The following is a 21,865-nucleotide window of genomic DNA, read 5'->3' as shown; positions in this document are numbered from 1 at the left end:
CGCGCTACGCCGTCGCGGGGCGCGGGTTGATCAGCGGCGGGCGCTTCGGCGCGACCTCGTCGGCACCGGCGGAGGAGACTCCCCCGTCGGTCGCACCCGAGTCGATCGGCGCCTTGGCGACCGGGACCGCGATGGGCGGCAGGTCGGACAGGGGGCGCTTGTCGCTCGAGAGCCACTGCGGGCGCTCGTCGATGCGGCGGACGTCCTTGAAGATCTCGGCCAGCTGGTCGTGGTCGAGCGTCTCCTTCTCGAGCAGCTCCATCGCGAGGCGGTCGAGGATGTCGCGGTTGTCGTTGATGACCTGCCACGCCTCGTCGTGCGCCTGCTCGATGAGCTGGCGCGTCTCGGCGTCGACCGTCTCGGCGATCTGCTCGGAGTAGTCGCGCTGGTGGCCCATGTCGCGGCCGAGGAACATCTCGCCCGACGACTGGCCGAGCTTGACCGCTCCGACGTTCGCGGACATGCCGTAGTCGGTGACCATCTTGCGGGCGATGGAGGTCGCCTTCTCGATGTCGTTCGACGCTCCGGTGGTGGGGTCGTGGAAGACGATCTCCTCCGCGACGCGGCCGCCCATCGCGTACGTGAGCTGGTCGAGGAGCTCGTTGCGGGTCGTGGAGTACTTGTCCTCCAGCGGGAGCACCATCGTGTAGCCGAGGGCACGACCGCGCGGAAGGATCGTGACCTTGGTCACGGGGTCGGTGTGGCGCATCGCCGCCGCCGCCAGAGCGTGTCCGCCCTCGTGGTAGGCGGTGATCAGCTTCTCCTTGTCGCGCATGACCCGCGTGCGGCGCTGCGGCCCCGCGATGACGCGGTCGATGGCCTCGTCGAGCGCGCGGTTGTCGATCAGCTGCGCGTTGGAGCGGGCGGTGAGCAGCGCGGCCTCGTTGAGGACGTTGGCCAGGTCGGCGCCGGTGAAGCCCGGGGTCTTCCGGGCGACGACCTCGAGGTCGACTCCGCCGGCGAGCGGCTTGCCGCGGCCGTGGACCTCGAGGATCCGCTTGCGGCCGAGCAGGTCGGGGGCGTCGACGCCGATCTGGCGGTCGAAGCGGCCCGGACGCAGCAGCGCGGGATCGAGGATGTCGGGGCGGTTCGTCGCCGCGATCAGGATGACGTTCGTCTTGACGTCGAAGCCGTCCATCTCGACCAGCAGCTGGTTGAGGGTCTGCTCGCGCTCGTCGTGACCGCCGCCCATCCCGGCGCCGCGGTGGCGGCCGACGGCATCGATCTCGTCGACGAAGATGATGGCCGGCGAGTTCTCCTTCGCCTGCTGGAACAGGTCGCGGACACGGCTCGCGCCGACGCCGACGAACATCTCGACGAAGTCCGATCCGGAGATGGAGTAGAAGGGGACGCCCGCCTCGCCCGCGACCGCGCGCGCCAGCAGGGTCTTGCCGGTGCCGGGAGGGCCGTAGAGCAGGACGCCCTTCGGGATGCGGGCGCCGACGGCCTGGAACTTCGCGGGCTCCTTGAGGAACTCCTTGATCTCGTGCAGCTCCTCGATCGCCTCGTCGGCGCCGGCGACATCGCCGAACGTGACCTTGGGCGACTCCTTCGAGACGAGCTTCGCCTTCGACTTGCCGAACTGCATGACGCGGTTGCCGCCGCCCTGCATGCCCGAGAGCATCAGCCAGAAGAACGCGCCGATCAGCAGGATGGGGAGCAGGAAGCCGAGAGCCGAGAGGAACCAGTTGGTCTGCGGGACCTCGTCGTTGTAGCCGGTGCTGCCGAGATCGGCCGCGGACACCGCGTCGACGACCTCCGCGCCGCGAGGGGCCACGTAGTAGAACTGCACCTGCGTGCCGTTGTCGCCGTCGGCCTGCTTGAGCGTGAGATCGACGCGCTGCTCGCCGTCCACGATCTTCGCCGAATCGACCTTGCCGTCCTTCAGGAGGTCGAGACCCTCCTGCGTCGTGACCGGCCGGAAGCCGGACATGGTGATCAGCGAGGAGCCGATCCACACCGCGACGATCGCCAGGACGACGTAGAGGATGGGACCCCGGAAGATGCGCTTCACGTTCATGCTTGTTGCGGGTGCGACACCCGGCGCCTTTCTGACGAGGAGATTGTGCCTGCCAGGCTACCTCCCGCACTCTGAGCGCCGCCCACGCGTTCGCCGTGGGCCGAACGGCCGCGGGCTGTGTGGTCCGGCGGGGATGCGGCGGGCCGCATCCCCGCGCGCGGTCGGCTTCGCGAGATGGTGCGTTCCGCAGAGCGGGGTGCGTCGGACTGCCGGGAAACGCTGGCACGCGTTTCCCGGTCCGCGTCCTCTGCCTTGCGGGTGGAGGTCGCGGGGATCGGCGCTTCGGCGGTAGGGACGCGCCGCGAGAGCGCAGGAGTTGTCGCACTCGAGCTCGACAGCGACGACTACTGCGGTCTCGGGAAGGAGGCGAAGGTGTCCGAGCAGGACGCGCCGCGAGAACGCAGGAGTTGTCGCACTCGAGCTCGACAGCGACAACTACTGCGGTCTCGGGAAGGAGGCGAAGGTGTCCGAGCAGGACGCGCCGCGAGAACGCAGGAGTTGTCGCACTCGAGCTCGACAGCGACGACTACGGCGGTCTCGGAGGGGGCGAAGGTGTCCGGGCGGGGCGTGCCGCGACGAGGGGCAGCAGGCGCGGACGGACGGACGGGCCCGCCCGGCCCGCGTCAGGCCGACTCGAGGAGGGGCTCCGGGTCGCGGAGGACGGGCACGAGGCCACGGCGGCGGCGGGCGGCGGCCAGCACGGTCACGGCGAGCGCCCCGACCAGCCAGAGCACGAGCACCAGGACCGCGTGCGCGACTCCGATGCTGCCGCCGGCGATCAGCGAGCGGAACGCCTCCACCGTCCAGGTCAGCGGCAGCACTCCGTGGATCGCCTGGAAGAAGGCGGGAGCGGTCTCGACCGGGTAGGTGCCTCCGGCCGAGGACAGCTGCAGCACGATCATCAGCAGCGCCAGGAACCGGCCCGGGGCGTCCAGCAGCGCGATCAGCGCCTGGTTGATCGCCACGAAGGTGAGGCTCGTGAGCACGGCGATCCCGATCAGCCCGGGCAGGTTCGACGCCTCGACGCCCACTCCGAAGCGGATGACGAGCGCGGCCAGGACGCCCTGGGCGACCGCCATCAGCGCGCCGGGCAGGTAGCTGCGCAGCGCGATGACCCAGGCGGGACGGCGCGCGGCGAGGAGGCGGGAGCTGAGCGGGGCGCTCATCAGGTAGAAGGCGAGCGCGCCGACCCAGAGCGCGAGCGCCATGAAGTAGGGGGCGAGGCCGTAGCCGTAGGACGGCACGCGGTTCATCCGCTCGGCGTCGATCCCGACCGGGGCGGCCGCGACGGTGCTGAGCTCCTGAGCCTGCTCGCCGGTGTAGGTGGGCACGTCGTCCGCGCCGTCCGAGAGCTTCGTGTCGAGGGTGCGCGATCCGGAGGCGAGCGAGTCGATCCCGTCGGCGAGGTCCTGCGAACCGGTGGCCGCGTCGGCCGAGCCGGTCGCGGCGGTCTCGGCGCCGTCCGCGAGGTCCGAGGCGCCCGTCGCGAGGGCGGCCGTCCCGGAGGCGAGGTCGGAGGCGCCGGCGGCCGCGGAGGCGATGCCGCTGGTGAGCGGGCCGACCGCGCCGGAGAGGGTGTCCACTCCGTCGGCGACCTGGGCGGCTCCGCCGTCGAGGGTCGCAGCTCCCTGGGCGAGGGCCTGCGCACCGGTCTGCAGCTTCTGGGCGCCGTCGGCGGCGGAGGTCGCCCCGGTGGACAGAGCGGCGGTGCCGGTCGCGAGGTCGGCGGCTCCGCTCGAGACCGTGGCGGCACCGGCGGCGAGCGCCGTCAGTCCGCTGCCGTCGTCGCCGACGAGCGCGGTCGCACCGGAGGCGAGCGTCTGCGCGCCCGCGTCCGCCGAGGCGGCTCCGCCCGCGAGGGCGGCCGCACCCTCCTCGAGGGCGGTCAGCTCGGCCACGCGCTGGGCGTCGGACAGCGAGTCGTACCGAGAGAGCAGGGAGGCGAGGCCGGAGTCGACTCCGGTCGCTCCGGTGGCGAGTTGCGGAGTGGCGGTCGCGAGCGCTCCCGCACCGGTCGCGAGCTGCTGGGCTCCCGCGAGGGCGTTCCCCGCTCCGTCGGAGAGGGAGGCGGACCCGGTGGCCAGCGCCTCGGCGCCGGACGCCGCCGAGGCCGCGCCGTCCTTCAGGGTCGACGTCCCCGCGGCGAGGTCGGCGGCGCCCGAGGCGAGCGACGCCGCTCCGCCGTCGAGCTGCTGGGCGCCGTCGGCGACCGTGCGGGCTCCCGTGTCGAGCGCCGCCGCCTGGTCGGGCAGCTGCCCGGTCCCGCTCGCGATCCGCTGGAGTCCCGACGAGAGGTCGGACGCTCCGGAGGCCGCGCTCCCCGCGCCCGAGCGGAGGGAGTCGGCGCCGGTCGCCAGCTGCGCGGTGCCGTCCTGCAGCTGCGCGAGCCCGACGACCAGCTCGGAGGAGCCGGACGCGGCGGTCCCGGCGCCGTCCGCCAGCTGAGCGGCGCCGTCGGCCGCTTGCTCGAGGCTCGAGTGCACGTCGGTGAAGCCGAGGTAGACGTTCTCGAGGTAGGTCGCGCCGACCTTCTCCTCCAGCGTCTTCGTCACGGTGGTGCCGATGGTGGAGGCGATGTTGCCGACGATCAGGTTGGCCGCGTCGTTCGTCTCGATCGACAGCTTCGCCTGCACGGCCGCGGCGGGGTCGTCGCCGCCGACGGAGGCGACGTCGGCCGAGAAGCCGGCCGGCACCGTCAGGACGGCGAGAACGTCGCCGGAGGCGAGCTCGCGGGACGCCTCGTCGGCACCGGTCGCCGTCCAGGCGAAGTCCGAGCCGGACGTGTCGGTGGTGAGCTGCTCGGTCAGGTCGTCGCCGAGGGCGAGCGCGGAGCCGTCCGAGGCGGTCGCGCCGGTGTCCTCGTTGACGATCGCGGCGGGCACCGTGTCGAGGTGGTGCGTGGGATCGAGGTTGGCCGAGGTCAGCAGTCCAGCGTAGATCAGCGGGATGAGCGCGATCGCGGCGAAGACGACGACGAGGCGCGGGTTCACGGCGCGCAGGGCGCGGCGGAGCGGGGAGGTGGTCATGGTCCTTCTACTTCGTGGAGTGCAGGGCGGCGAGCCGCGGCGAGGCGACTCCGGTGACGAGGAGCTCGGCGATGTCGGCGGAGGCCGAGGCCACGGGACGGCGGGCGTCGCCGTCGAGGAGCCAGCCGACGACCAGCCAGGTGGTGCCGGCGGCGAGGAGGACGGCGAAGCGCTCGACGCGGGCGTGGTCGCCGCCGCCCGATCCGCGCTCGGCGAGGGGCGAGAAGGCGAGGAGCCGCTGCGCGAGGAACGCGACGACCGACTCCTGCACGGCGCGGGCCGTCCCTCCGCTCAGCACGCGGCGGTAGAAGTCGGCGTGCACGAGCAGGCCCTCGAGGAGGCCGCGGACGATGCGCGGGACCGCGCCCTCCCAGTCGGCGGGGGCGGTGCCGGGAGCGACGTCACCGAACAGCGCGTGCATCCGCTCCACCGCGGCGGCCTCGATCAGGGACGGCACATCCCCGAAGTGCTGGTAGAACGTGGGGCGGCTGACGCCCGCGGCGCCGCAGAGCTCGGTGATGGAGGGCTGGTCGTCGCCCGGGCGGTCGAGGGCCGTCGTGATCGCGGTGAGCAGGAGCTCGCGCGAGCGGGTGAGCCGCGGATCGGTCACGGGGTCCTTCTTCCCGGCGCGAGGAGCGCCTTCTTTACGTCCGTCAGATAACTTACAACCGTAAAGAAGAGCGCGCAAGCGTCAGGAGGAGGGCGGCTCCGGGAGCAGCGTCGCGATGGCGGACGTGTCGACGATCACCGAGTCGTGCGGAGTCAGTCCCGGGCTCCGCGGCGTCGGCACCGGCAGGCGCACGAGCAGGGCGCCCGGATCCACGCCGAAGCGCCCGGAGCGGGTGCGGCCGACCGGATCGCCGTCCAGCTCGGCGAGCACCGGCTGGTCGAGCTCGAACGAGAACTCGCGACCGGGCCACTGGCGGAGGGAGGCGAGACCGTTGCGGTTGCCGGTCGCCACGTCCAGCGCGAGGCCGAAGCGCCGACGCAGCAGCACCAGCTCCAGGTCGCCGTCGTCGAGCACCGCACCTGCGGCCAGCTCGATGTTCGCGACCACGGAGCTGCAGTTGCAGGCCAGCACCATGAAGCAGCGCTGCGGAGGCTCCTCCGCGCCGTCGATCGTGAGGGTCACCTCGAATCCGGCCTTGAACATCGCCGGCGCGCCCGCCGCGAAGTAGGCGCCCCAGCCCACCCGCTTCTTCAGCTCCTCGTCCGTCTTGTCCATGATCTCGGCGTCCAGGCCCACCCCGCCCATCACCATGAACACCCGATCCTCGCCGTCGTCGAACGCGGCCGTGCCCACGTCGATGGCGCGGTCCTGCCCGAGCAGGGCGATCTCGACCGCCTCGGGCAGCGAGCCGAGCGGGATCCCGAGGTTCCGCGCGAGGAGGTTGCCGGTGCCGCTGGGCAGCAGGCCGTAGGGGACGCCGGTCCCGCGCAGCACCGTGGCGACGGCGCGGACGGTGCCGTCGCCGCCCATCGAGCAGACCAGGTCCGGGCCCGCCTCGAGTGCGGCGCGGGCCGCGGCGGCACCGGAGTCGCCCGGGCTGGTCTCGAACCAGAGCGGCTCGTTCCAGCCGTGGCGGCGCGCGATCGTCGCGACCAGGTCCTCCGCGGCGCCGACGTCGTCGAACTTGCTCGGGTTGATCACGACGGCGACGGTGCGCTTCTCGGGTGCCTTCACCCCGTCAGTCTGACGGCACCGGCGACCGGTCCAGTCGCGCTGACGCCTCCAGGGCGAGCACGGCGCCGATCTCGGCCGAGAGCGTGGCGGGCAGCGACGGAGGCGCGTCCCAGCGGGGCCCGGCCAGCAGCACCCCGCGGCGGACGCTCGAGCTCTGCAGTGCGGCGACGCTGCCGGCGACGAAGCCGCGGACGCGAGCCGCCACCGCGGGCGCCACTCCGGCCGTCGTGGCGAGGTCGACGAGGTGCCGGTAGGCGATGCCGCCGAACAGGGCGCCGTCCCCCGATCCCTGGTCGACGAAGACGCCGTCGGGGGCGAGCCGGTCCAGCAGGTCCTCGGCCGTGCGGGAGGCGTGGGCGACCAGGCGGGGGTCGGGCCGCAGGCGGTGCAGGGCGAGCGCCGCGCCGACGTAGACGGCGTGGTTGTAGCTGAAGGCCCAGTCGTCGCGGGCGGAGCCGCCCTCGCGGCCGATGCCGTCGGCGACGAAGCCGGTGTCGTCGTCGCGGAGGCGCACGTGCATCCAGTCGAGGGCGGCGCGCGAGAGCTCCTCCCGGCCGTCCGGCCGCAGCCGCTCCAGGCGGGCGCCGAGGATCGCGAACGGGCCGTTCGCGGGCGCGTTCTTGTAGTCGAGCTGCCGGCGGCGCCAGGCGAGGCTCGCCCCGTGGCGGAGGTTCCAGCCCTTCGCGACGGCGAAGCGCCACAGGCGGTCGGCCCGGTCGAGGAACCGCGGGTCGCCCGAGGCCTCCCCGAGGCGGGCGAGCGCGCCGCCGAGCCACATCATGTCGTCGAAGTAGCCGTTGACCAGGCGCCCGCCGTTGCGGAGGCGGATCGCCCGGTGGATCCCCCGGGCACGCTCCAGGTGCGCCTCGTCGCCCGTGCGCTCGAAGGCGTCGACGGCCGCGTCGATCGCGTGCGCAAGCCACCAGTAGTTGAACTCGAGGTCGGCCCGCAGGGAGGTCGGGTAGCTCATGTGATAGAGCAGCAGGGGCACCGCGAAGAGCCGCTCGAGGCTCTCCTGCGCGGTGTCCGCGGCGCTACTCGTAGACGTGCGGGGCGAGGACGGCGACATCGCGGAGGTTGCGGTAGCGCTCGGCGTAGTCGAGCCCGTAGCCGATCACGAACTCGTTCGGGATGTCGAAGCCGACGTAGGCCACGTCGACCTCGACCTTGGCGGCCGCGGGCTTGCGGAAGAGCGCGCAGATCTCGACGGACTCGGCGCCGCGGCTGCGGAGATTGCCCTGCAGCCACGAGAGCGTGAGGCCGGAGTCGATGATGTCCTCGACGATCAGCACCTTGCGGTTCGTGATGTCGGAGTCGAGGTCCTTCAGGATCCGCACGACGCCGGAGGACTTGGTGCCGCTCCCGTAGGACGAGACGGCCATCCAGTCCATGACGATGTCGAGCTTGAGCTCGCGGGCCAGATCGGCCATCACCATCACGGCGCCGCGCAGCACCCCGACGATGAGCAGGTTCTCGCCCGCGTAGTCGCGCTCGATCGCGCGGGCCAGGTCGCGGATCCGCTCGTGGATCTCGGCCTCGGTGTAGAGGACCTCGGTGATGTCGTCGGCGATGTCGGCTGCTTCCACCCGGCCACTCTACGGGTGACCGGCCCCCCTCTCCCCTCCGCGAGACTCCGCTCCGGTACACCTCCGTCGGCGAGTCGCGTGCCGGAGCGGCATCTCGCGGGGAGGGGTCGGGCGTCTCGCGGGGACCGGCGTGGCGGGGACGGGGTCAGGGGGCCGCGGGTGCGAAGACGAGGGTGGTGCCGCGGCGGGTGGCGAGGACGCCGGGGAGGTCGACGCCCTTCTGGCCGTGCCAGTCGGTGACCAGCGCGGCGACCGCCAGCGTCTGCGAGCGCGAGAGCGCGACTCCGAACTCGTTCGCCACGACCAGGCGGATGATCCGCTGCCGCAGCGCCGGCGGGTCCGCCGCGAGCCCGCGCGCGTCGACCGTGACGTGCCCCGCCTCGTCCTGGCCCACCAGCTCGAGCGCCCAGTCGAGGGCGAGCGCGTCGAGCGCGTCCCCGTCCTCCCGCAGCTGCTCGGCCGTGCGCGCCAGAGCCTGGGCCACTCCCGGCCCCAGCTCGTCCTCCAGCACGGGCAGCACGCGGTTCCGCACCCGGACCCGCGAGTAGCGGGGGTCGTCGTTGTGCGGGTCGTCCCACGGCACGAGCCCCTGGTCGGAGCAGGCGAGACGGGTCGTCTCGCGGCGCAGGCCCAGAATCGGCCGACGCAGCGGCCCGCTCACCGGCGCCATCCCGTGCAGCGAGGCCGCACCGGCTCCTCGTGCCAGGCCCAGCAGCACCGTCTCGGCCTGGTCGTCGAGGGTGTGGCCCAGGAGGATCGCGGCGGCGCCCGTCGCGGTCAGCGCGTCGTCGAAGGCGCGGTAGCGCGCGCTGCGGGCGGCCGCCTCCGGACCGCCCTCGGCGGACACCGTCACCACCTCGCGCAGCACCGGCGCGAGCCCCAGCCCGTGCGCCTGCTCCGCGGCCCGCCGCGCGACCTCCGCCGACGCCTCCTGCAGCCCGTGGTCGACGATCACCGCGCCGGCCCGCCTCCCGCCCCGCGGGGCCTCGAAGGCGACCGCCGCCGCGAGCGCGAGCGAGTCCGCTCCCCCGCTCAGCGCGACCAGCACGAGCGCTCCGGGGTCGAGCCCGTCGAGGCTCTCGCGCACCGCCCGCCGCAGATCGGCGACGGCGGGGGTCAGGCGGGGGCGATCGGGCACATCAAGTAACGTAATGCCAGCGATCCGCCCCTCCCGCGCGCGCACCCGCGCGAGCGTTCCGGAGGCCGATCCGTCCGCCGATGCGCCGCTCACGGCGCCACCGACTCAAGGAGAGAGCATGGCCGCATACGACGTCGTCGTCGAGATCCCCAAGGGGAGCCGCAACAAGTACGAGGTCGACCACGAGACCGGTCGCGTCTACCTCGACCGCGTGCTCTTCACCTCCTTCGTCTACCCGACGGACTACGGGTACTTCGAGAACACCCTCGGCCTCGACGGCGACCCCGTCGACGCGCTGGTGCTGCTCGAGTACCCCGTCTTCCCAGGCGTGGGCGTCTCCGTCCGCCCGGTCGGCGTGCTCAACATGAGCGACGAGGCCGGCTCCGACGCGAAGGTGATCGTGGTCCCCGCGAAGGACCCGCGCTGGCAGCACATCCAGGACATCGGCGACGTCCCGGAGCAGACGAAGAACGAGATCAAGCACTTCTTCGAGCGCTACAAGGACCTCGAGCCCGGCAAGTGGGTCAAGGTCGACGCGTGGGGCGACGCCGCCGAGGCGGAGCAGATCGTCCAGGACGGCATCAAGAAGCTGGCCGAAGAGGGTCACTGACCCCTCGCATCAACGAAGGAAACCCCTCCCGTCGTCTCGACAGGAGGGGGTTCTCTCGTTGTGCTGTGCGGCCGCGGCTCAGGCGGCCGGGCGGCCGACCATGCCGGCGGGCGTGCCCCAGGTGTTCCAGATGCGCACGGGCTTGCCGTAGTCGGCGGCCTCGATGATCTGGTTGTTCCCGAGGTAGATGGCCACGTGGTAGTAGTCCCCGCCGCCACCCCAGAAGATCAGGTCGCCGCGCTGGCGCTGGCTGTAGGGGACGAGCTTGCCGGCGCCGGCCATGGTGTTGTACTGGTTCGTCGCCGAGTGGGTGCCGATGTAGATGCCCGAGGACGCGTACGAGGCTTTGGTGAGGCCCGAGCAGTCCCACTGGTCCGGGCCCATGCCGCCGAGGACGTACTCCTCGCCGAGCTGAGCCATCGCGTACGAGATCGCGTTCTCGACGGCGCCGCTGGTCGGCACCAGGACCGGAGCGGTCACCGGCTGCGGGAGCGGCTGAGCCGCCGGCTGGGCGACCGGCTGAGCAGCGGGCTGGGCCGGAGCAGGAGCGGGCTGCTGCTGCGCGGGCTGCGGCGCGGCGGGCTGCGGGAGGGACGCGGTCTGACGCGACGGGGCGGCGGTGTCGGCCTGCGCCGAGGACTGCTGCTGGGCGGAGCGGGCGGTGGACTGCGCCTGAGCGGCGGCCTCCGCCTCGGCCTGCGCCTGGGCGGCGGCCTCGTCGGCCTGGCGCTTCTGCTCGCCCGCGAGGTACTGGGTCTCGGCCTCGACCGAGGAGTCCTTCAGCAGCGCGAGCTGGGCGACCAGCTCCTGGGACTTCTCCTCCTGCGCCGAGAGCGACGCGCGGGCCGACTCGGCGGCGGCGTCGGCGTCCTTGCGGGCGGCGTCGGCCTCGTCCGAGAGCGCCTGGTGCTCGGTGACGGCGCGGTCGGCCTGGTCGCCGAGCGACTCCGCGTTCTGCTTGTCGGCGAGGGCGTCGGCGTAGACCTTCTGCGACTGCTCCGAGAGCTGCGACATCGCGCCGAGCTGGTAGAGCAGGTCGCCCGCGTCCTTGCCCTTGGCCACGAGGCTGGCGGAGAGGTCGCCGCCGGCGGCGCGCGAGAGGTGCGCGGCCAGCAGGCCGGCGCGCATCTTCGAGGTCTGGGCCTTGGCGGAGGCGGTGGTCGCCTTCTCCTCGAGGTCGGCGACGGCCTTCGCAGCGGCGTCGAGCGCCTCCTTGGCCTGGCGCCAGGCCTCGGCCTTCTTCATCGCGGTGATCGACTTCTCGTCGACCGCGGTCTGCAGGCTCGCGATGAGTCCGGTGATCGAGTCGATCTCGGCCTGCTTGCTCGCCTCGTCCTTCTTGGCGTTCTGCACGTCGTCCCACGAGGGGTACTTCGCGTCGTCGGCGAGGGCCGGGGTGATGCCGAGGGACGCGGTGACCGCCGTGACCGCGAAGGCGGCGGAGATGACGAGCGGGAGGCGGCCCTTCCAGGCGCGCTCCCGGGGTGCCGGGGTGAAGGTGCGTGCGGTCGTCTGTGCGTCAGCCAAGGGTGACTCCTCGTTGGGCCATGAAAGGTTGGGCGTCGACGGCGGAGCCGTTGACGCGGGTCTCGAAGTGCAGGTGGCAGCCGGTGGAGGCGCCGGTCGAGCCGACGGCGGCGATCTGCTCGCCCGCCTGGACCTGCTGGCCGACGCGGACGTAGATCCCGCCGGACATGATGTGGGCGTAGCCGGTGCTGATGCCGCTGCCGTGGTCGATCAGAACCCAGTTGCCGTAGGTGCCGTTGGGGCCCGCGTAGGAGACGGTGCCGCTGTGCGCCGCGAAGATCGGGATGCCGCAGCCGCCCGCGAGGTCGGTGCCGCGGTGGTACGAGCCGGAGGACCCTCCGCCGGTCGAGATGCTGTCGCGCGGGCCGAAGGTGCCGGTGATGCGGCCTCCGGCAGGGCGGACCCAGCCGGAGTCGCTGACGGCGCTGGAGCCGCCGCCGCCCGAGGGGGCGACGTACCCGCCACCGCCACCGCTGCCGCCGCTGGATGCGGCTGCGGCCCGAGCGGCCTCGCGGCGCGCGGCCTCGGCCTGGGCGGCGGCCTGGCGGGCGGCCTCCTCCTCGGCGAGCTTCCGGAGGCGCTCGGCCTCGCGGGCGGCGACGCCGGCCTCGTACTCGGCCACGGTCTTCGACTCGGTGTCGCGGAGCGCGGCGAGCTGCTGCTCGAGCACGACGCTCTGCTCCTGCTGCTCGGCGAGCGCGGCCTCGGACGCCTCCTGGGCGGCGGTCGCCTCGGCCAGCTTCTGCTCGGCGGCGACGCGGAGGCGCTCGCGCTCCGTCTGCGCGACCTCGGCCTGGTCGGCGAGGGAGGACGCGGTGTTGCGGGCGGTGCTGGCCTGCTCGTAGATCGCGGAGGAGCGCTCGACCAGCTTGGTCATGCTCCCGATCTTCGACAGCAGCTGGTCGGCCTGGCCGGCCTTCTGGTCGAGGAAGATGTTGACGGACAGGTCGGTGCCGGTGCTGCGGTAGAGCTGCGCGGCGAGCAGGCCCGCCTGCTGCGAGGCCTTGTCGGCCTCCTCGGCGCTGGCGGCGGCCCGGTCCTCGAGCTTCTTCGACTGGTCCGAGGCCTCGTCGAACGCCTGCTGAGCGGCGAAGTGCTCGTCGCCGCGCTGCTGCGCGAGCTGCTGAGCGGAGGCGACCTCGCTCTGGAGGTCGCCGATCAGGGACGTGATCCGGTCGACCTGAGCGGCCGCGGCGGCGGTGTCGCCCTTCGCCGCCTCGACGTCGGCCCACGACGGGTACTCGACCGCCTGGGCGGGAGTGGCGACGAGCAGGCCGGCGACGAGCGCGACGACGGCGGAGGCCAGGGCAGCACCTCGGAGTCGCCCGAGTCGCGGCGCGCCGGGGAGGCGGGCGGGACGCGGACGGCGCAGGGAGTGGGGCATGGGACCTCGGGGATAGGGGGCCCTCCCTCCGCGGCGGTCCGGCTCCGGCGCGCGGGTGGGGGGAAGAGCGATTCCGCCCCACCCTAACCGCGGCCCTGCCCGATCTCCTAGACCCGGGTCAACCCCGGACGGGGTGCACGCCGCCTGCGGAACCGTCGATTTTGCATCCTGCGCCGCGGCCCCCTATGCTTGCGTGTCGGTAGTCATGGGGGGTCGGCCGCAGGGTCGCCCCGCGAGTCTCCGGCCCCATCGTTTAGTGGCCTAGGACACCGCCCTTTCACGGCGGCAGCACGGGTTCGAATCCCGTTGGGGTCACGGATGGGTCGGTACTACCAGCACCACCAGAAGTACCAGCACCACCGGAAAGTGCGCCGGCTCGAGAGGGTCGGAGCGTGAAAATAGAACAGCCTCGAAGGCAGTATGCTTGTCTTCGCAACGAGGCCCTGTAGCGCAGTTGGTTAGCGTGCCGCCCTGTCACGGCGGAGGTCGCGGGTTCAAGTCCCGTCAGGGTCGCAAAGAGGCCCTTCCGAGAGGAAGGGCCTTTTTCAGGAGATCACCTCTCCAGCGACATCACGTCGCAACGGCTCTGTAGCTCAGTTGGTAGAGCGCACGACTGAAAATCGTGAGGTCACGGGATCGACGCCCGTCGGAGCCACTGGAACCCTCGCCTAGCTTCTACATGGCGGGGGTTTCTTCGTACCCGGAGGTCCCCGCCGCCGCGATCCGCCGCACATCCCTCCCGTTCCGGCCCGCGCCGAGCAGTGACGGCAGCCCGGATCCTGTCCAGGCGGTCTGCGTAGGCTGGCCCGGCCATGCAACCCGACGCCTTCCCACCGCCCGATCCCGCGACGCTCGCGCCCGACTCCGCTGCGACGACGTCGTGGCCGGCCGAGCCCCTCCCCTCGGTCCACGCGCCCTACTCCTCCCTCCTCTACCTGCCCGATCCTCGGGTCCGCTGGGGCCTGCCGACCGCCGTGCTCACGATCGTCGGGATCGTCCTGCCGCTGGCCGTGCTCATCCTGCTGTTCGGGTTCGGCGTGCTCCCCTACTCCGCCGGACTCGCCTTCGCGGGGGCGCTCGCGAGCTACCTCGTCGCGCTGATCGTCCCGTTCGCGGCGTCTCGGCTGCGCGGGCTGGGCACGATGGCGGCCGACTTCGGGCTGCGGTTCCGCTGGATCGACGTGCCCATCGGGATCGGGCTCGGCATCGCGGTGCGCGTCGTGATCCTGTTCGTGCTCGCCGCGTTCGCTCCGCTCCTCCAGGACGCGCAGGGGAACCTCGACATCGACCCCGATCCGCTGTGGTTCGTGCTGAGCTCGGTCCTCATCCCCGTCGTCGTCGCGCCGCTGGTCGAGGAGGTCCTCTGCCGCGGCGTCGTGATGCGCGCGGTGCGGAACCGGATGCTCCGGGGCTCCGCGGAGTCGGCGCCGCCCACCCGCGGCCGCCGGGTCTGGGCGATGGTGTTCAGCATCCTGGCGTCCACGGCGGTCTTCGCCCTGCTGCACGGGCACCAGATGGTGAACCCGGCGACGATCGTGACGCTCGGCGTGACCACGGTCACCGCGGGACTCGCGCACGGCTGGATCGCGACGATCACCGGGCGGCTCGGAGCGGCGATCGTCTCGCACGCGACACTGAACGGCTCCGCGGTGCTGCTGCTGGCGCTGCTGCCGCTGCTGACTCCGTAGGGGGATCTCGAGAGGCCCGCTGCGCGGGGTGCTCGATCGGCAGGAGTCGGGGCGGCCCGATCGGGGGCGTGGGGCGGCGCGTCAGACGTCGTAGGTGCGTGCGCCGGGCAGCGGGCCGCGGACCTGGCGGTGGAGGCGCTCCATGTCGGCGTCGAGGGTGGCGGCGGTGCGGGCCGCGTCGGCGAGGCCGTCGAGGAGCTCCTGCGGGACCTGGCGGTCGTACTTGTAGTAGATCTTGTGCTCCAGGCTCGCCCAGAAGTCCATCGCGATGGTCCGGAACTGCACCTCGACGCAGACGTCGACCGATCCGCCGGAGAGGAACACGGGCACCTCGACGATCGCGTGCAGGCTCTTGTAGCCGTTCTCCTTCGGCTCGGCGATGTAGTCCTTCACCTCGAGCACCGTCACGTCGGACTGCGAGGTGAGCAGGTCGAAGACGCGGTAGACGTCCGAGACGAAGCTGCAGGTGATCCGCACGCCGGCGATGTCGGTGATCGCGTCGGCGATGCCCTCGAAGGTCGTCTCGCAGCCCTTGCGCTCGATCTTCTCGATCAGGCTGTCGGCCGACTTGAGCCGGCTCGTGACGTGCTCGATCGGGTTGTACTCCTGCAGCTCGCGGAACTCCTCCTGCAGGATCGACACCTTCGTGACGATCTCGTCCATCCCGAACTTGTACTGGAGCATGAAGCGCGCGAAGTCGTCGCGCAGGGCGCGGATCTCGGCGACGGTGGTGGCGTCGAGCGCTTCGGCGACGGCGTCCGTCAGCGGAGGGACGGCGTGCGCGGGTTCGGGGATGCGGGATTCCACAGTCGGACACCCTACGCGCGGAGTCGTTCGAGACCGGTGGGAGGCGCCCGGCCTAGCCTGGGAGCGTGATCACCGAGCCCCGCCCGCTGCGCTTCTGCGCGTTCGTCATGAACACCGCCTCCCACATCCAGCACGGCCTCTGGCGCCACCCCGACGCCCGGCAGCACGAGTTCGACGACGTGCAGCTCTGGATCGACCTCGCCCGGACGCTGGAGCGCGGCCGCTTCGACGCGATGTTCTTCGCCGACGTGGCGGGGCTCTACGGTCCGGCGGACGGCGACTGGGACGTCAACGCCCGCGAGGGGCTGCAGCTGCCCAGCAACGACCCGTCGGTGCTGCTCTCGGCCCTGGCGGTGAGCACCGAGCACCTCGGCTTCGCGTTCACGAGCTCGGTGCTGCAGTCGCATCCGTTCGACTTCGCCCGGAAGGTCTCGACCCTCGACCACCTCTCGAAGGGGCGGATCGCCTGGAACATCGTCACGAGCGCCCTCGACGGCGCGGCCCGCAACTTCGGCTACGACCGGCTCGAGGAGCACGACGAGCGCTACGCCTGGGCGCAGGAGTACCTCGACGTGGTCTACAAGCTGTGGGAGGGCTCGTGGGACGACGGTGCGCTCCTGCGCGACAAGAGCGGCTCCTTCGCCGACCCGGCGCGCATCCACCGCATCGACCACGTCGGGAAGCGCTACCGCGTGCAGGGGCCGCACCTCTCGGCTCCGTCGCCCCAGCGCACGCCCGTGCTCTTCCAGGCCGGCTCCTCCCCCGCGGGCCGGCGCTTCGCCGCGCGGAACGCGGAGGCGCAGTTCGTGTTCTCGGGGTCGCCGGAGAAGACCCGCGAGCTGATCGAGGACACGCGGGCCCTCGCCGCGGCGGCCGGTCGCGGAGCGGGTGCGCCCTCCTTCTACCTGGGGCTCTCCTTCATCACCGGCGACACGGAGGAGGAGGCGCGCCGCGCTGAGCGCGAGATCGACGAGTACCTCTCCTCCGACGCCTTCCTCGTGCACTCGAACCTCGGCTTCGACCCGGCGACGGGCGAGAAGCTCGACCCCGACCTGCCGCTCTCGGCGATCGAGACCTACGCCGGCCAGAGCCACCTGCAGTGGATCCGGGACGCCTCCCCCGACCGCGAGCCGACCGTCCGCGACCTGGCCCGGCTCTCGGCGAAGCTGCGCGGACGGGTCGTCGGCACTCCCGAGCAGATCGCCGACCACCTGGCGGGCTGGCGCGACGCGGGGATCGACGGGATCAACGTCGTCAACTGGATCCTGCCCGGCAGCTACGAGGAGTTCGTCGACAGGGTGATGCCGGTGCTCCAGGAGCGGGGCCTCGCGCAGACCGAGTACGCCGAGGGGACGCTGCGCCGCAAGCTGTTCGGGACGGACGAGCTGCCGGCGACGCACCCGGCGCGGGCGTACCGCGGGGCGTTCGCGGGCTGAGCCCCTGCGGGCAGGGCTCTGCGCGTCCGCTGCCCCTGCACGGGCCGCTCGCCTCGCCCCGCGCACTCCGTCGGGCGGGGGACGCGTGGGCGGGTGCGGCTCCGTAGCGTCGAGGGATGATCCAGACCTGGGGAGTCCTGACCGCGCTGTACGGAGTCGTCGTGACGGCGGTCGCGGTGCTCGCGATCGTGCTGCTGGTGCTGCTGTGCCGCCTGGTGCTCGCCGCGCGCGAGAACCTGCAGGCCTCGACGCGGCTGCGCGAGCTGCAGATCGAGCGGATGCTTCTCGAGGACGAGTAGCGGGCCGCGCGTCGCCGGCCGCGACCAGGTCTCCTCGGCGAGGAGCACTCGCGGCCGACGACGCGCGGGCCGGTCAGGGCAGAGCGGGTCGCGCCTCAGGGCGGGGCGCCCGCGGGATGAGCAGGCCGAGGGCGACGGCGACCAGCGCTCCGATCGCGCCGATCACGAACGTGGTCTCGAAGCCCTGCGAGCTCGGCAGCTGCACGTCGCCGACGGACACGGTCAGCTGCGCGAGCACGCCCGCGGTCACGGCGGAGGAGAGCGTCGTGCCGAGGGTGCGCATCAGCGAGTTCAGCCCGTTCGCGGCGGCGGTCTCGGAGGCGGGGACGGCGTGCATGATGAGCGTCGGCATCGCGGCGTAGGCGAGGCCCAGGCCGACCCCGATGAGGGCGTTGATCACCAGGATCTGCCACACCTCGCCGCCGAACGGGAGGATCAGCAGGTACGAGACCGCGATCAGCCCGGAGCCGGCGATCAGCACGAGCCGCGGCCCGGACTGCGCCGAGAGGCGGGCGGCGAGCGGGGACGTCGCCATCATCGCCAGGCCCGAGGGCGCGAGCACGAGGCTCGCCACGATCAGGCTCAGGCCGAAGCCGACGCCCGACGCGGTCGGCAGCTCGAGGCGCTGCGGCAGCGTGATCTGGGCGCCGAAGAACGCGAAGCCGACCGCCACCGAGGCGAGGTTGGTGAAGAGCACGGCGGGGCGGGCCGCCACCCGGAGGTCGACGAGCGGGCTCTCCTGCCGCAGCTCGTACCAGCCCCAGAGGAGCAGGACGGCGATGCCGCCGAGGCCGGAGCCCAGGATCGCGGGGCTCGTCCAGCCGGAGTCGTTGCCGCGCGAGACGGCGATCAGCACGCCGCTCAGTCCGAGGGCGAGGCCGATCGTGCCGACCACGTCGAAGGTGCCGGGCGAGCGCAGCGTCGACACCGGTACGACCAGGAGGACGAGGACGATGTCGAGGACGCCGAGGCCCGCGGACATCCAGAACAGGACGTGCCAGTCGGTGTTCTGCGCGATGAGGGCGCTGAGCGGCAGGCCGAGCGCGCCGCCGATGCCGAGGGTCGCGCTGACCAGGGCGATCGCACCGGGGAGCCGGTCGCGGTGGAGGGTGTCGCGGAGGATCGAGATGCCGAGCGGGATGACGCCCATCACCGCGCCCTGGAGGGCCCGGCCCACGACCAGCGTCCACACGTCCCCCGCGAAGGCGCACACGATCGAGCCGATCACGAGCACGACCAGCGCGGCCACGGCCATCCGCCGCTTGCCGTAGAGGTCGCCGAGGCGGCCGGAGACCGGGGTGAGGATGCAGGCGCTCAGCAGCGTCGCGGTGATCACCCACGCGGTCTCGGTGCGGTCGGCGCCGAGCAGCGTCGGCAGCTCGGACTGGATCGGGACGACCAGCGTCTGCATGAAGGAGGCGCTCATCCCCGCGAAGGCGAGGACGGCGGTGATGAGGCGCGGGTCCGGCGAGCGGGTCAGGGAGCGTCTGTCGGAGTCGGGCACGGCGGTCCTTCGTGTCGGCGGCGGACGCGCACCCGGACCGCGGCGGCGGGCGGGCCGTCGTCGGCGGGATCGTATCGCTCGGCTCTGCTTTCGACCCGCTCGGGGCTCAACGGCGCGCGGCGCCGCTTTGTTCCCTCCTTCTCCTTCCCGCGCGCGTCGGGCAGGACGAGGATGGGCGGATGATCGACATCGAGAGCTGGATCGCCCGCTACGAGAAGGCCTGGGCCACGGACGACGCGGCCGATGTGGCCGCACTGTTCACCGAGGACGCCGAGTACTTCACGGCGCCGCACCGCGACGCGATCACTCCGCGCGACGCGATCGTGGAGTGGTGGCTGGCGGAGGAGGAGCCCGCCGACCCGACGTTCGCGTGGGGCCTGGTCGCGCTGACGGAGGAGACCGCCGTGGTGGAGGCGCGCACCGTCTATCCGGGCGACCGCACCTACCTGAACCTCTGGGTCATCCGCTTCGCCCCTGACGGGCGGGCGCGCTCGTTCACCGAGTGGTACATGGAGGAGCCGGCCGACTCCGTGTCCTGACCCGCGCGGGTCCTCATCGAGCGGCGAGGAGCGCTCAGCGGCGCCGGGTCAGAGCTGCGCGGCGGCGAAGGTGTCGCAGTCGATGGCGTCGCCCTCGAAGCCGGCCTGGAACCAGCGCTGGCGCTGCTCGGCCGAGCCGTGCGTCCACCCCTCCGGATCGACGGTGCCGGTGGCCTGCTCCTGGATGCGGTCGTCGCCGACGGCGGCCGCGGCGCCGAGCGCGTCCTGGTACTCCTGCGCCGTCACCGGCTTGAGGTAGGGCGTGCCGGTCTCGTCGGGCACCGTCGAGGCGTCGCCCACCCAGGCTCCGGCGAAGCAGTCGGCCTGCAGCTCGAGGCGCACCGAGTCCGACTCGGGGCCGGTGCCGGAGCGGTCCGCCGACTCCATCGCGCCGGTCAGGTTCTGGATGTGGTGGCCCCACTCGTGGGCGAGGATGTACATCTGCGCGAGCGATCCGCCCGAGGTGTCGAACCGGGTGCGCAGCTCGTCGAAGAAGTCGGTGTCGAGGTAGATCGTCCGATCCGGCGGGCAGTAGAACGGGCCGACCGCGGCGGTCGCGCTCCCGCAGCCGGTGGTGGTGCTGTCCTCGAACAGGTCGACGCCGGTCGGGGTCGTGTAGGCGACTCCGAGGGTCGGAGTCTGCTCGCCCCAGTAGCGGTCGAGCGACTCAGCCGCACCCTCGAGGCGGCAGTCGACCTGCGTGTTCGCGTCGGCGCCGCTGTCGCAGGCCACCGCGGTGGAGGTGACGCCCTCCGGCGAGGACCCGCCTCCGCCGAACACCTCGCCGAGGCCCGAGAGGTTCACGCCGAGCAGCTGCGAGAGCAGCGCGAGCACGACCACGCCCACCGCGCCCCCGCCGACGGCGATGCCGGTAGTGCGGCCGCGACGGCGGACCTTGCCGCCGCTGAGCTGGGAGTCGTCGTTGAAGGTCATGCCGACGAAGCTAGCGCTCCGCGGACGGGCTCCGCTCGGGCTTGCGGTCAGCCCCAGCGCGACTCGCTGGCCGAGCGGATGATCTCGAGCAGCGCCTCGCGCAGGGGGCCGTGCTCGAGCGAGCCCGGGAACATGTCGACCTCGAGGCGGTGCGCCCGGCGCCAGGCCTCGCTGCCCACGTCGGTGAGCGCGACGAGCTGCCGGCGGCGGTCCGACGGATCCGTGGTGCGCGAGACGTGGCCCTCGCGCTCGAGGCGCTCGATGGTGCGCGACATGGTCTGCACCTCGACGTGGGCCGCGGCGGCCAGCTCCTTCTGCGCGACGGGACCCGCCTGCAGGAGGTGCAGCACGATCAGGCCGGCGTGGGTGAGGCCGATCTCGGCGAGGGCGCCGTGCCAGGCGTGCTCGACCATCCGGGAGGCGGTGGAGAGCAGCCGGCCGGTGGGCCAGTCCTCCATCCCGGAGGCGTCGTCCGCGCGCATCTGATCAGGGTAGACCCGCTCCCGGGACACGACGGCACCGGGCGCGGGACGCTCAGGCACGGGCGCCCGGGCATCCCGGCCGCGAGGCGCGGACCGCCCCGCCCGTCAGGACGCGAAGCGGTCCGTCGCCTCGATCAGCGCGTCGAGGATCCCCGGCTCGTCGAAGGCGTGGCCCGCGTCGGCGATCATCCGGAAGTCGGCCTCGGGCCAGGCCCGGTGCAGGTCCCAGGCCGTGAAGGCCGGGGTGCACATGTCGTAGCGGCCCTGCACGATGACGGCCGGGATGTCGCGGAGGACGCCGGCGTCGCGGATCAGCTGCCCCTCCTCCAACCAGCCCCTGTGCACGAAGAAGTGGTTCTCGATGCGGGCGAAGGCGAGCGCGAAGACGGGATCGGACCAGTCCGCGATCAGCTCCGGCTTCTGCAGGAGGGTGATGGTCGACGCCTCCCAGGTGGTCCAGGCGACACCGGCGGGGCCGTGCACGGCGGGGTCCGCGTCGTGGAGCAGGCGGTAGTACGCCTCGATGAGGCTGCCCCGCTCGCCGGCCGGGACGACGGAGGTGTAGCCCTCCCAGAGGTCCGGGTAGACCGCGGCGGCGCCGCCCTCGTAGAACCACTCGAGCTCGGCGCGCCGGAGGGTGAAGATCCCGCGGAGGACGATCTCGCTGACCCGCTCGGGGTGGGTCTCGGCGTAGGCGAGGGCGAGGGTCGAGCCCCAGGAGCCGCCGAGCACGAGCCAGCGCTCGACGCCGAGGTGCTCGCGGAGGCGCTCGATGTCGGCGACCAGGTACCAGGTGGTGTTGGTCGAGAGGTCGGCCTCCGGCTCGCCGGCGTGCGGGGTGGAGCGGCCGCACATCCGCTGGTCGAACAGCACGATGCGGTACTTCTCGGGGTCGAACAGCCGGCGGTGGGCGGGCGAGGTGCCGGCTCCGGGGCCGCCGTGCAGGAACACGACGGGCTTGCCCTCGGGGTTGCCCGAGACCTCCCAGTAGAGCGAGTGGCCGTCGCCGACGTCGAGCATGCCGGAGTCGTGGGGCTCGATCTCGGGGTACAGAGTGCGCATGGCCCGCACCCTACCGACTGTCAGGGTCGCGGTCCGCGAGGCGGGCGGCCCGGCCCCGGAGTGGGCGGGAGCGCCCGCGTCCACCCGGCGCACCCGCCTCCCGCGGTCGTTACTGTGGATCGGACCTGCACGCCCCCGTC

19 protein-coding genes and 3 tRNA genes are annotated in these 21,865 nt (G+C 72.7%); 8 read left to right on the top strand and 14 right to left on the bottom strand.

Annotated elements, in window-relative coordinates; all coding sequences use genetic code 11:
* Nucleotides 1-4: 4 nt before the first annotated feature.
* From ftsH to tilS, 7 genes are all read right to left on the bottom strand, one after another.
* On the bottom strand, nucleotides 5-2,020 hold the full coding sequence (gene ftsH / locus C5C71_RS06295) for an ATP-dependent zinc metalloprotease FtsH (protein ID WP_104224104.1): 2,016 nt from the start codon (nucleotides 2,018-2,020) through the stop codon (nucleotides 5-7).
* 623 nt (nucleotides 2,021-2,643) lie between these two features.
* Nucleotides 2,644-5,046 carry a YhgE/Pip domain-containing protein gene (locus C5C71_RS06290; RefSeq protein ID WP_104337332.1) on the bottom strand — a complete coding sequence of 801 codons (2,403 nt, stop codon included), beginning with the start codon at nucleotides 5,044-5,046 and terminating at the stop codon, nucleotides 2,644-2,646.
* A gap of 7 nt (nucleotides 5,047-5,053) precedes the next feature.
* Nucleotides 5,054-5,656: a TetR/AcrR family transcriptional regulator gene (locus C5C71_RS06285; protein ID WP_104226013.1), complete on the bottom strand. Its 603-nt coding sequence runs from the start codon at nucleotides 5,654-5,656 to the stop codon at nucleotides 5,054-5,056.
* Between the two features lie 81 nt (nucleotides 5,657-5,737).
* Nucleotides 5,738-6,730: a diacylglycerol kinase family protein gene (locus C5C71_RS06280; protein ID WP_104337331.1), complete on the bottom strand. Its 993-nt coding sequence runs from the start codon at nucleotides 6,728-6,730 to the stop codon at nucleotides 5,738-5,740.
* A 4-nt stretch (nucleotides 6,731-6,734) separates the two neighbouring features.
* The gene (locus tag C5C71_RS06275) at nucleotides 6,735-7,700 is read right to left on the bottom strand and encodes a glycoside hydrolase family 76 protein (RefSeq protein ID WP_181065654.1); all 966 of its coding nucleotides are present in this window, start codon (nucleotides 7,698-7,700) and stop codon (nucleotides 6,735-6,737) included.
* Between the two features lie 64 nt (nucleotides 7,701-7,764).
* Nucleotides 7,765-8,316: a hypoxanthine phosphoribosyltransferase gene (gene hpt / locus C5C71_RS06270; RefSeq protein ID WP_104224109.1), complete on the bottom strand. Its 552-nt coding sequence runs from the start codon at nucleotides 8,314-8,316 to the stop codon at nucleotides 7,765-7,767.
* 145 nt (nucleotides 8,317-8,461) lie between these two features.
* Nucleotides 8,462-9,454 carry a tRNA lysidine(34) synthetase TilS gene (gene tilS, locus C5C71_RS06265; RefSeq protein ID WP_104272967.1) on the bottom strand — a complete coding sequence of 331 codons (993 nt, stop codon included), beginning with the start codon at nucleotides 9,452-9,454 and terminating at the stop codon, nucleotides 8,462-8,464.
* Nucleotides 9,455-9,572: 118 nt separating this feature from the next.
* Here tilS and ppa point away from each other — a divergent pair, with 118 nt between their 5' ends.
* The gene (ppa, locus tag C5C71_RS06260) at nucleotides 9,573-10,064 is read left to right on the top strand and encodes an inorganic diphosphatase (protein WP_068255683.1); all 492 of its coding nucleotides are present in this window, start codon (nucleotides 9,573-9,575) and stop codon (nucleotides 10,062-10,064) included.
* A 78-nt stretch (nucleotides 10,065-10,142) separates the two neighbouring features.
* On the opposite strand, the gene C5C71_RS06255 is transcribed toward ppa, so the two are convergent.
* Together C5C71_RS06255 and C5C71_RS06250 are read right to left on the bottom strand one after the other, a co-directional pair.
* The gene (locus C5C71_RS06255; protein ID WP_258068661.1) at nucleotides 10,143-11,591 is read right to left on the bottom strand and encodes a C40 family peptidase; all 1,449 of its coding nucleotides are present in this window, start codon (nucleotides 11,589-11,591) and stop codon (nucleotides 10,143-10,145) included.
* The gene (locus C5C71_RS06250) at nucleotides 11,584-12,975 is read right to left on the bottom strand and encodes a peptidoglycan DD-metalloendopeptidase family protein (RefSeq protein WP_104291751.1); all 1,392 of its coding nucleotides are present in this window, start codon (nucleotides 12,973-12,975) and stop codon (nucleotides 11,584-11,586) included. Before C5C71_RS06250 ends, C5C71_RS06255 begins: the two co-directional genes overlap by 8 nt.
* A 242-nt stretch (nucleotides 12,976-13,217) precedes the next feature.
* Here C5C71_RS06250 and C5C71_RS06245 point away from each other — a divergent pair.
* The 4 genes from C5C71_RS06245 to C5C71_RS06230 all read left to right on the top strand — a co-directional run bounded on the left by C5C71_RS06245 (nucleotide 13,218) and on the right by C5C71_RS06230 (nucleotide 14,663).
* Nucleotides 13,218-13,290: transfer RNA gene (locus C5C71_RS06245), tRNA-Glu, on the top strand.
* A gap of 124 nt (nucleotides 13,291-13,414) precedes the next feature.
* Nucleotides 13,415-13,488, top strand: a tRNA-Asp gene (locus C5C71_RS06240).
* Nucleotides 13,489-13,557: 69 nt separating this feature from the next.
* Nucleotides 13,558-13,630, top strand: a tRNA-Phe gene (locus C5C71_RS06235).
* Nucleotides 13,631-13,787: 157 nt separating this feature from the next.
* Nucleotides 13,788-14,663 carry a CPBP family intramembrane glutamic endopeptidase gene (locus tag C5C71_RS06230; protein ID WP_104224403.1) on the top strand — a complete coding sequence of 292 codons (876 nt, stop codon included), beginning with the start codon at nucleotides 13,788-13,790 and terminating at the stop codon, nucleotides 14,661-14,663.
* An 81-nt stretch (nucleotides 14,664-14,744) separates the two neighbouring features.
* Here C5C71_RS06230 and C5C71_RS06225 read toward each other — a convergent pair whose 3' ends face one another.
* On the bottom strand, nucleotides 14,745-15,347 hold the full coding sequence (locus tag C5C71_RS06225) for a GTP pyrophosphokinase family protein (protein ID WP_104234325.1): 603 nt from the start codon (nucleotides 15,345-15,347) through the stop codon (nucleotides 14,745-14,747).
* Nucleotides 15,348-15,577: 230 nt separating this feature from the next.
* On the opposite strand from C5C71_RS06225, the gene C5C71_RS06220 reads away from it, so the two are divergent.
* Together C5C71_RS06220 and C5C71_RS06215 are read left to right on the top strand one after the other, a co-directional pair.
* The gene (locus C5C71_RS06220; protein ID WP_374953130.1) at nucleotides 15,578-16,906 is read left to right on the top strand and encodes an NtaA/DmoA family FMN-dependent monooxygenase; all 1,329 of its coding nucleotides are present in this window, start codon (nucleotides 15,578-15,580) and stop codon (nucleotides 16,904-16,906) included.
* Nucleotides 16,907-17,022: 116 nt separating this feature from the next.
* Nucleotides 17,023-17,205: a hypothetical protein gene (locus C5C71_RS06215; RefSeq protein ID WP_104224402.1), complete on the top strand. Its 183-nt coding sequence runs from the start codon at nucleotides 17,023-17,025 to the stop codon at nucleotides 17,203-17,205.
* 73 nt (nucleotides 17,206-17,278) lie between these two features.
* Here the strand turns inward: C5C71_RS06215 and C5C71_RS06210 are convergent, their stop codons facing one another.
* Entirely contained in the window at nucleotides 17,279-18,709 is a 1,431-nt protein-coding gene (locus C5C71_RS06210; protein ID WP_258062342.1) for an MFS transporter, read from the bottom strand.
* A 179-nt stretch (nucleotides 18,710-18,888) separates the two neighbouring features.
* Between C5C71_RS06210 and C5C71_RS06205 the strand changes: the two genes are divergently transcribed.
* A complete protein-coding gene (locus tag C5C71_RS06205; protein ID WP_104247847.1) occupies nucleotides 18,889-19,248 on the top strand; it encodes a nuclear transport factor 2 family protein in 360 nt (119 codons plus the stop codon).
* A 48-nt stretch (nucleotides 19,249-19,296) separates the two neighbouring features.
* On the opposite strand, the gene C5C71_RS06200 is transcribed toward C5C71_RS06205, so the two are convergent.
* The 3 genes from C5C71_RS06200 to pip form a co-directional block, all read right to left on the bottom strand.
* Nucleotides 19,297-20,181 (bottom strand): neutral zinc metallopeptidase, encoded by an 885-nt coding sequence (locus C5C71_RS06200; protein ID WP_104247848.1) that lies wholly within the window; start codon nucleotides 20,179-20,181, stop codon nucleotides 19,297-19,299.
* Nucleotides 20,182-20,228: 47 nt separating this feature from the next.
* Complete coding sequence (locus C5C71_RS06195; protein WP_104247849.1) at nucleotides 20,229-20,663, bottom strand: MarR family winged helix-turn-helix transcriptional regulator; 435 nt, start codon at nucleotides 20,661-20,663, stop codon at nucleotides 20,229-20,231.
* Between the two features lie 105 nt (nucleotides 20,664-20,768).
* Nucleotides 20,769-21,725, bottom strand: coding sequence for a prolyl aminopeptidase (gene pip, locus C5C71_RS06190; RefSeq protein ID WP_104226020.1), 957 nt, complete (start codon nucleotides 21,723-21,725; stop codon nucleotides 20,769-20,771).
* Between the last annotated feature and the right edge of the window lie 140 nt (nucleotides 21,726-21,865).

Source organism: Rathayibacter sp. AY1C1, assembly GCF_002932105.1.
In the GTDB taxonomy this organism is placed as follows: Bacteria; Actinomycetota; Actinomycetes; order Actinomycetales; family Microbacteriaceae; genus Rathayibacter.
The sequence above is the reverse complement of the archived record's forward strand: the minus strand, read 5'-3'. Positions and strand labels throughout refer to the sequence as shown.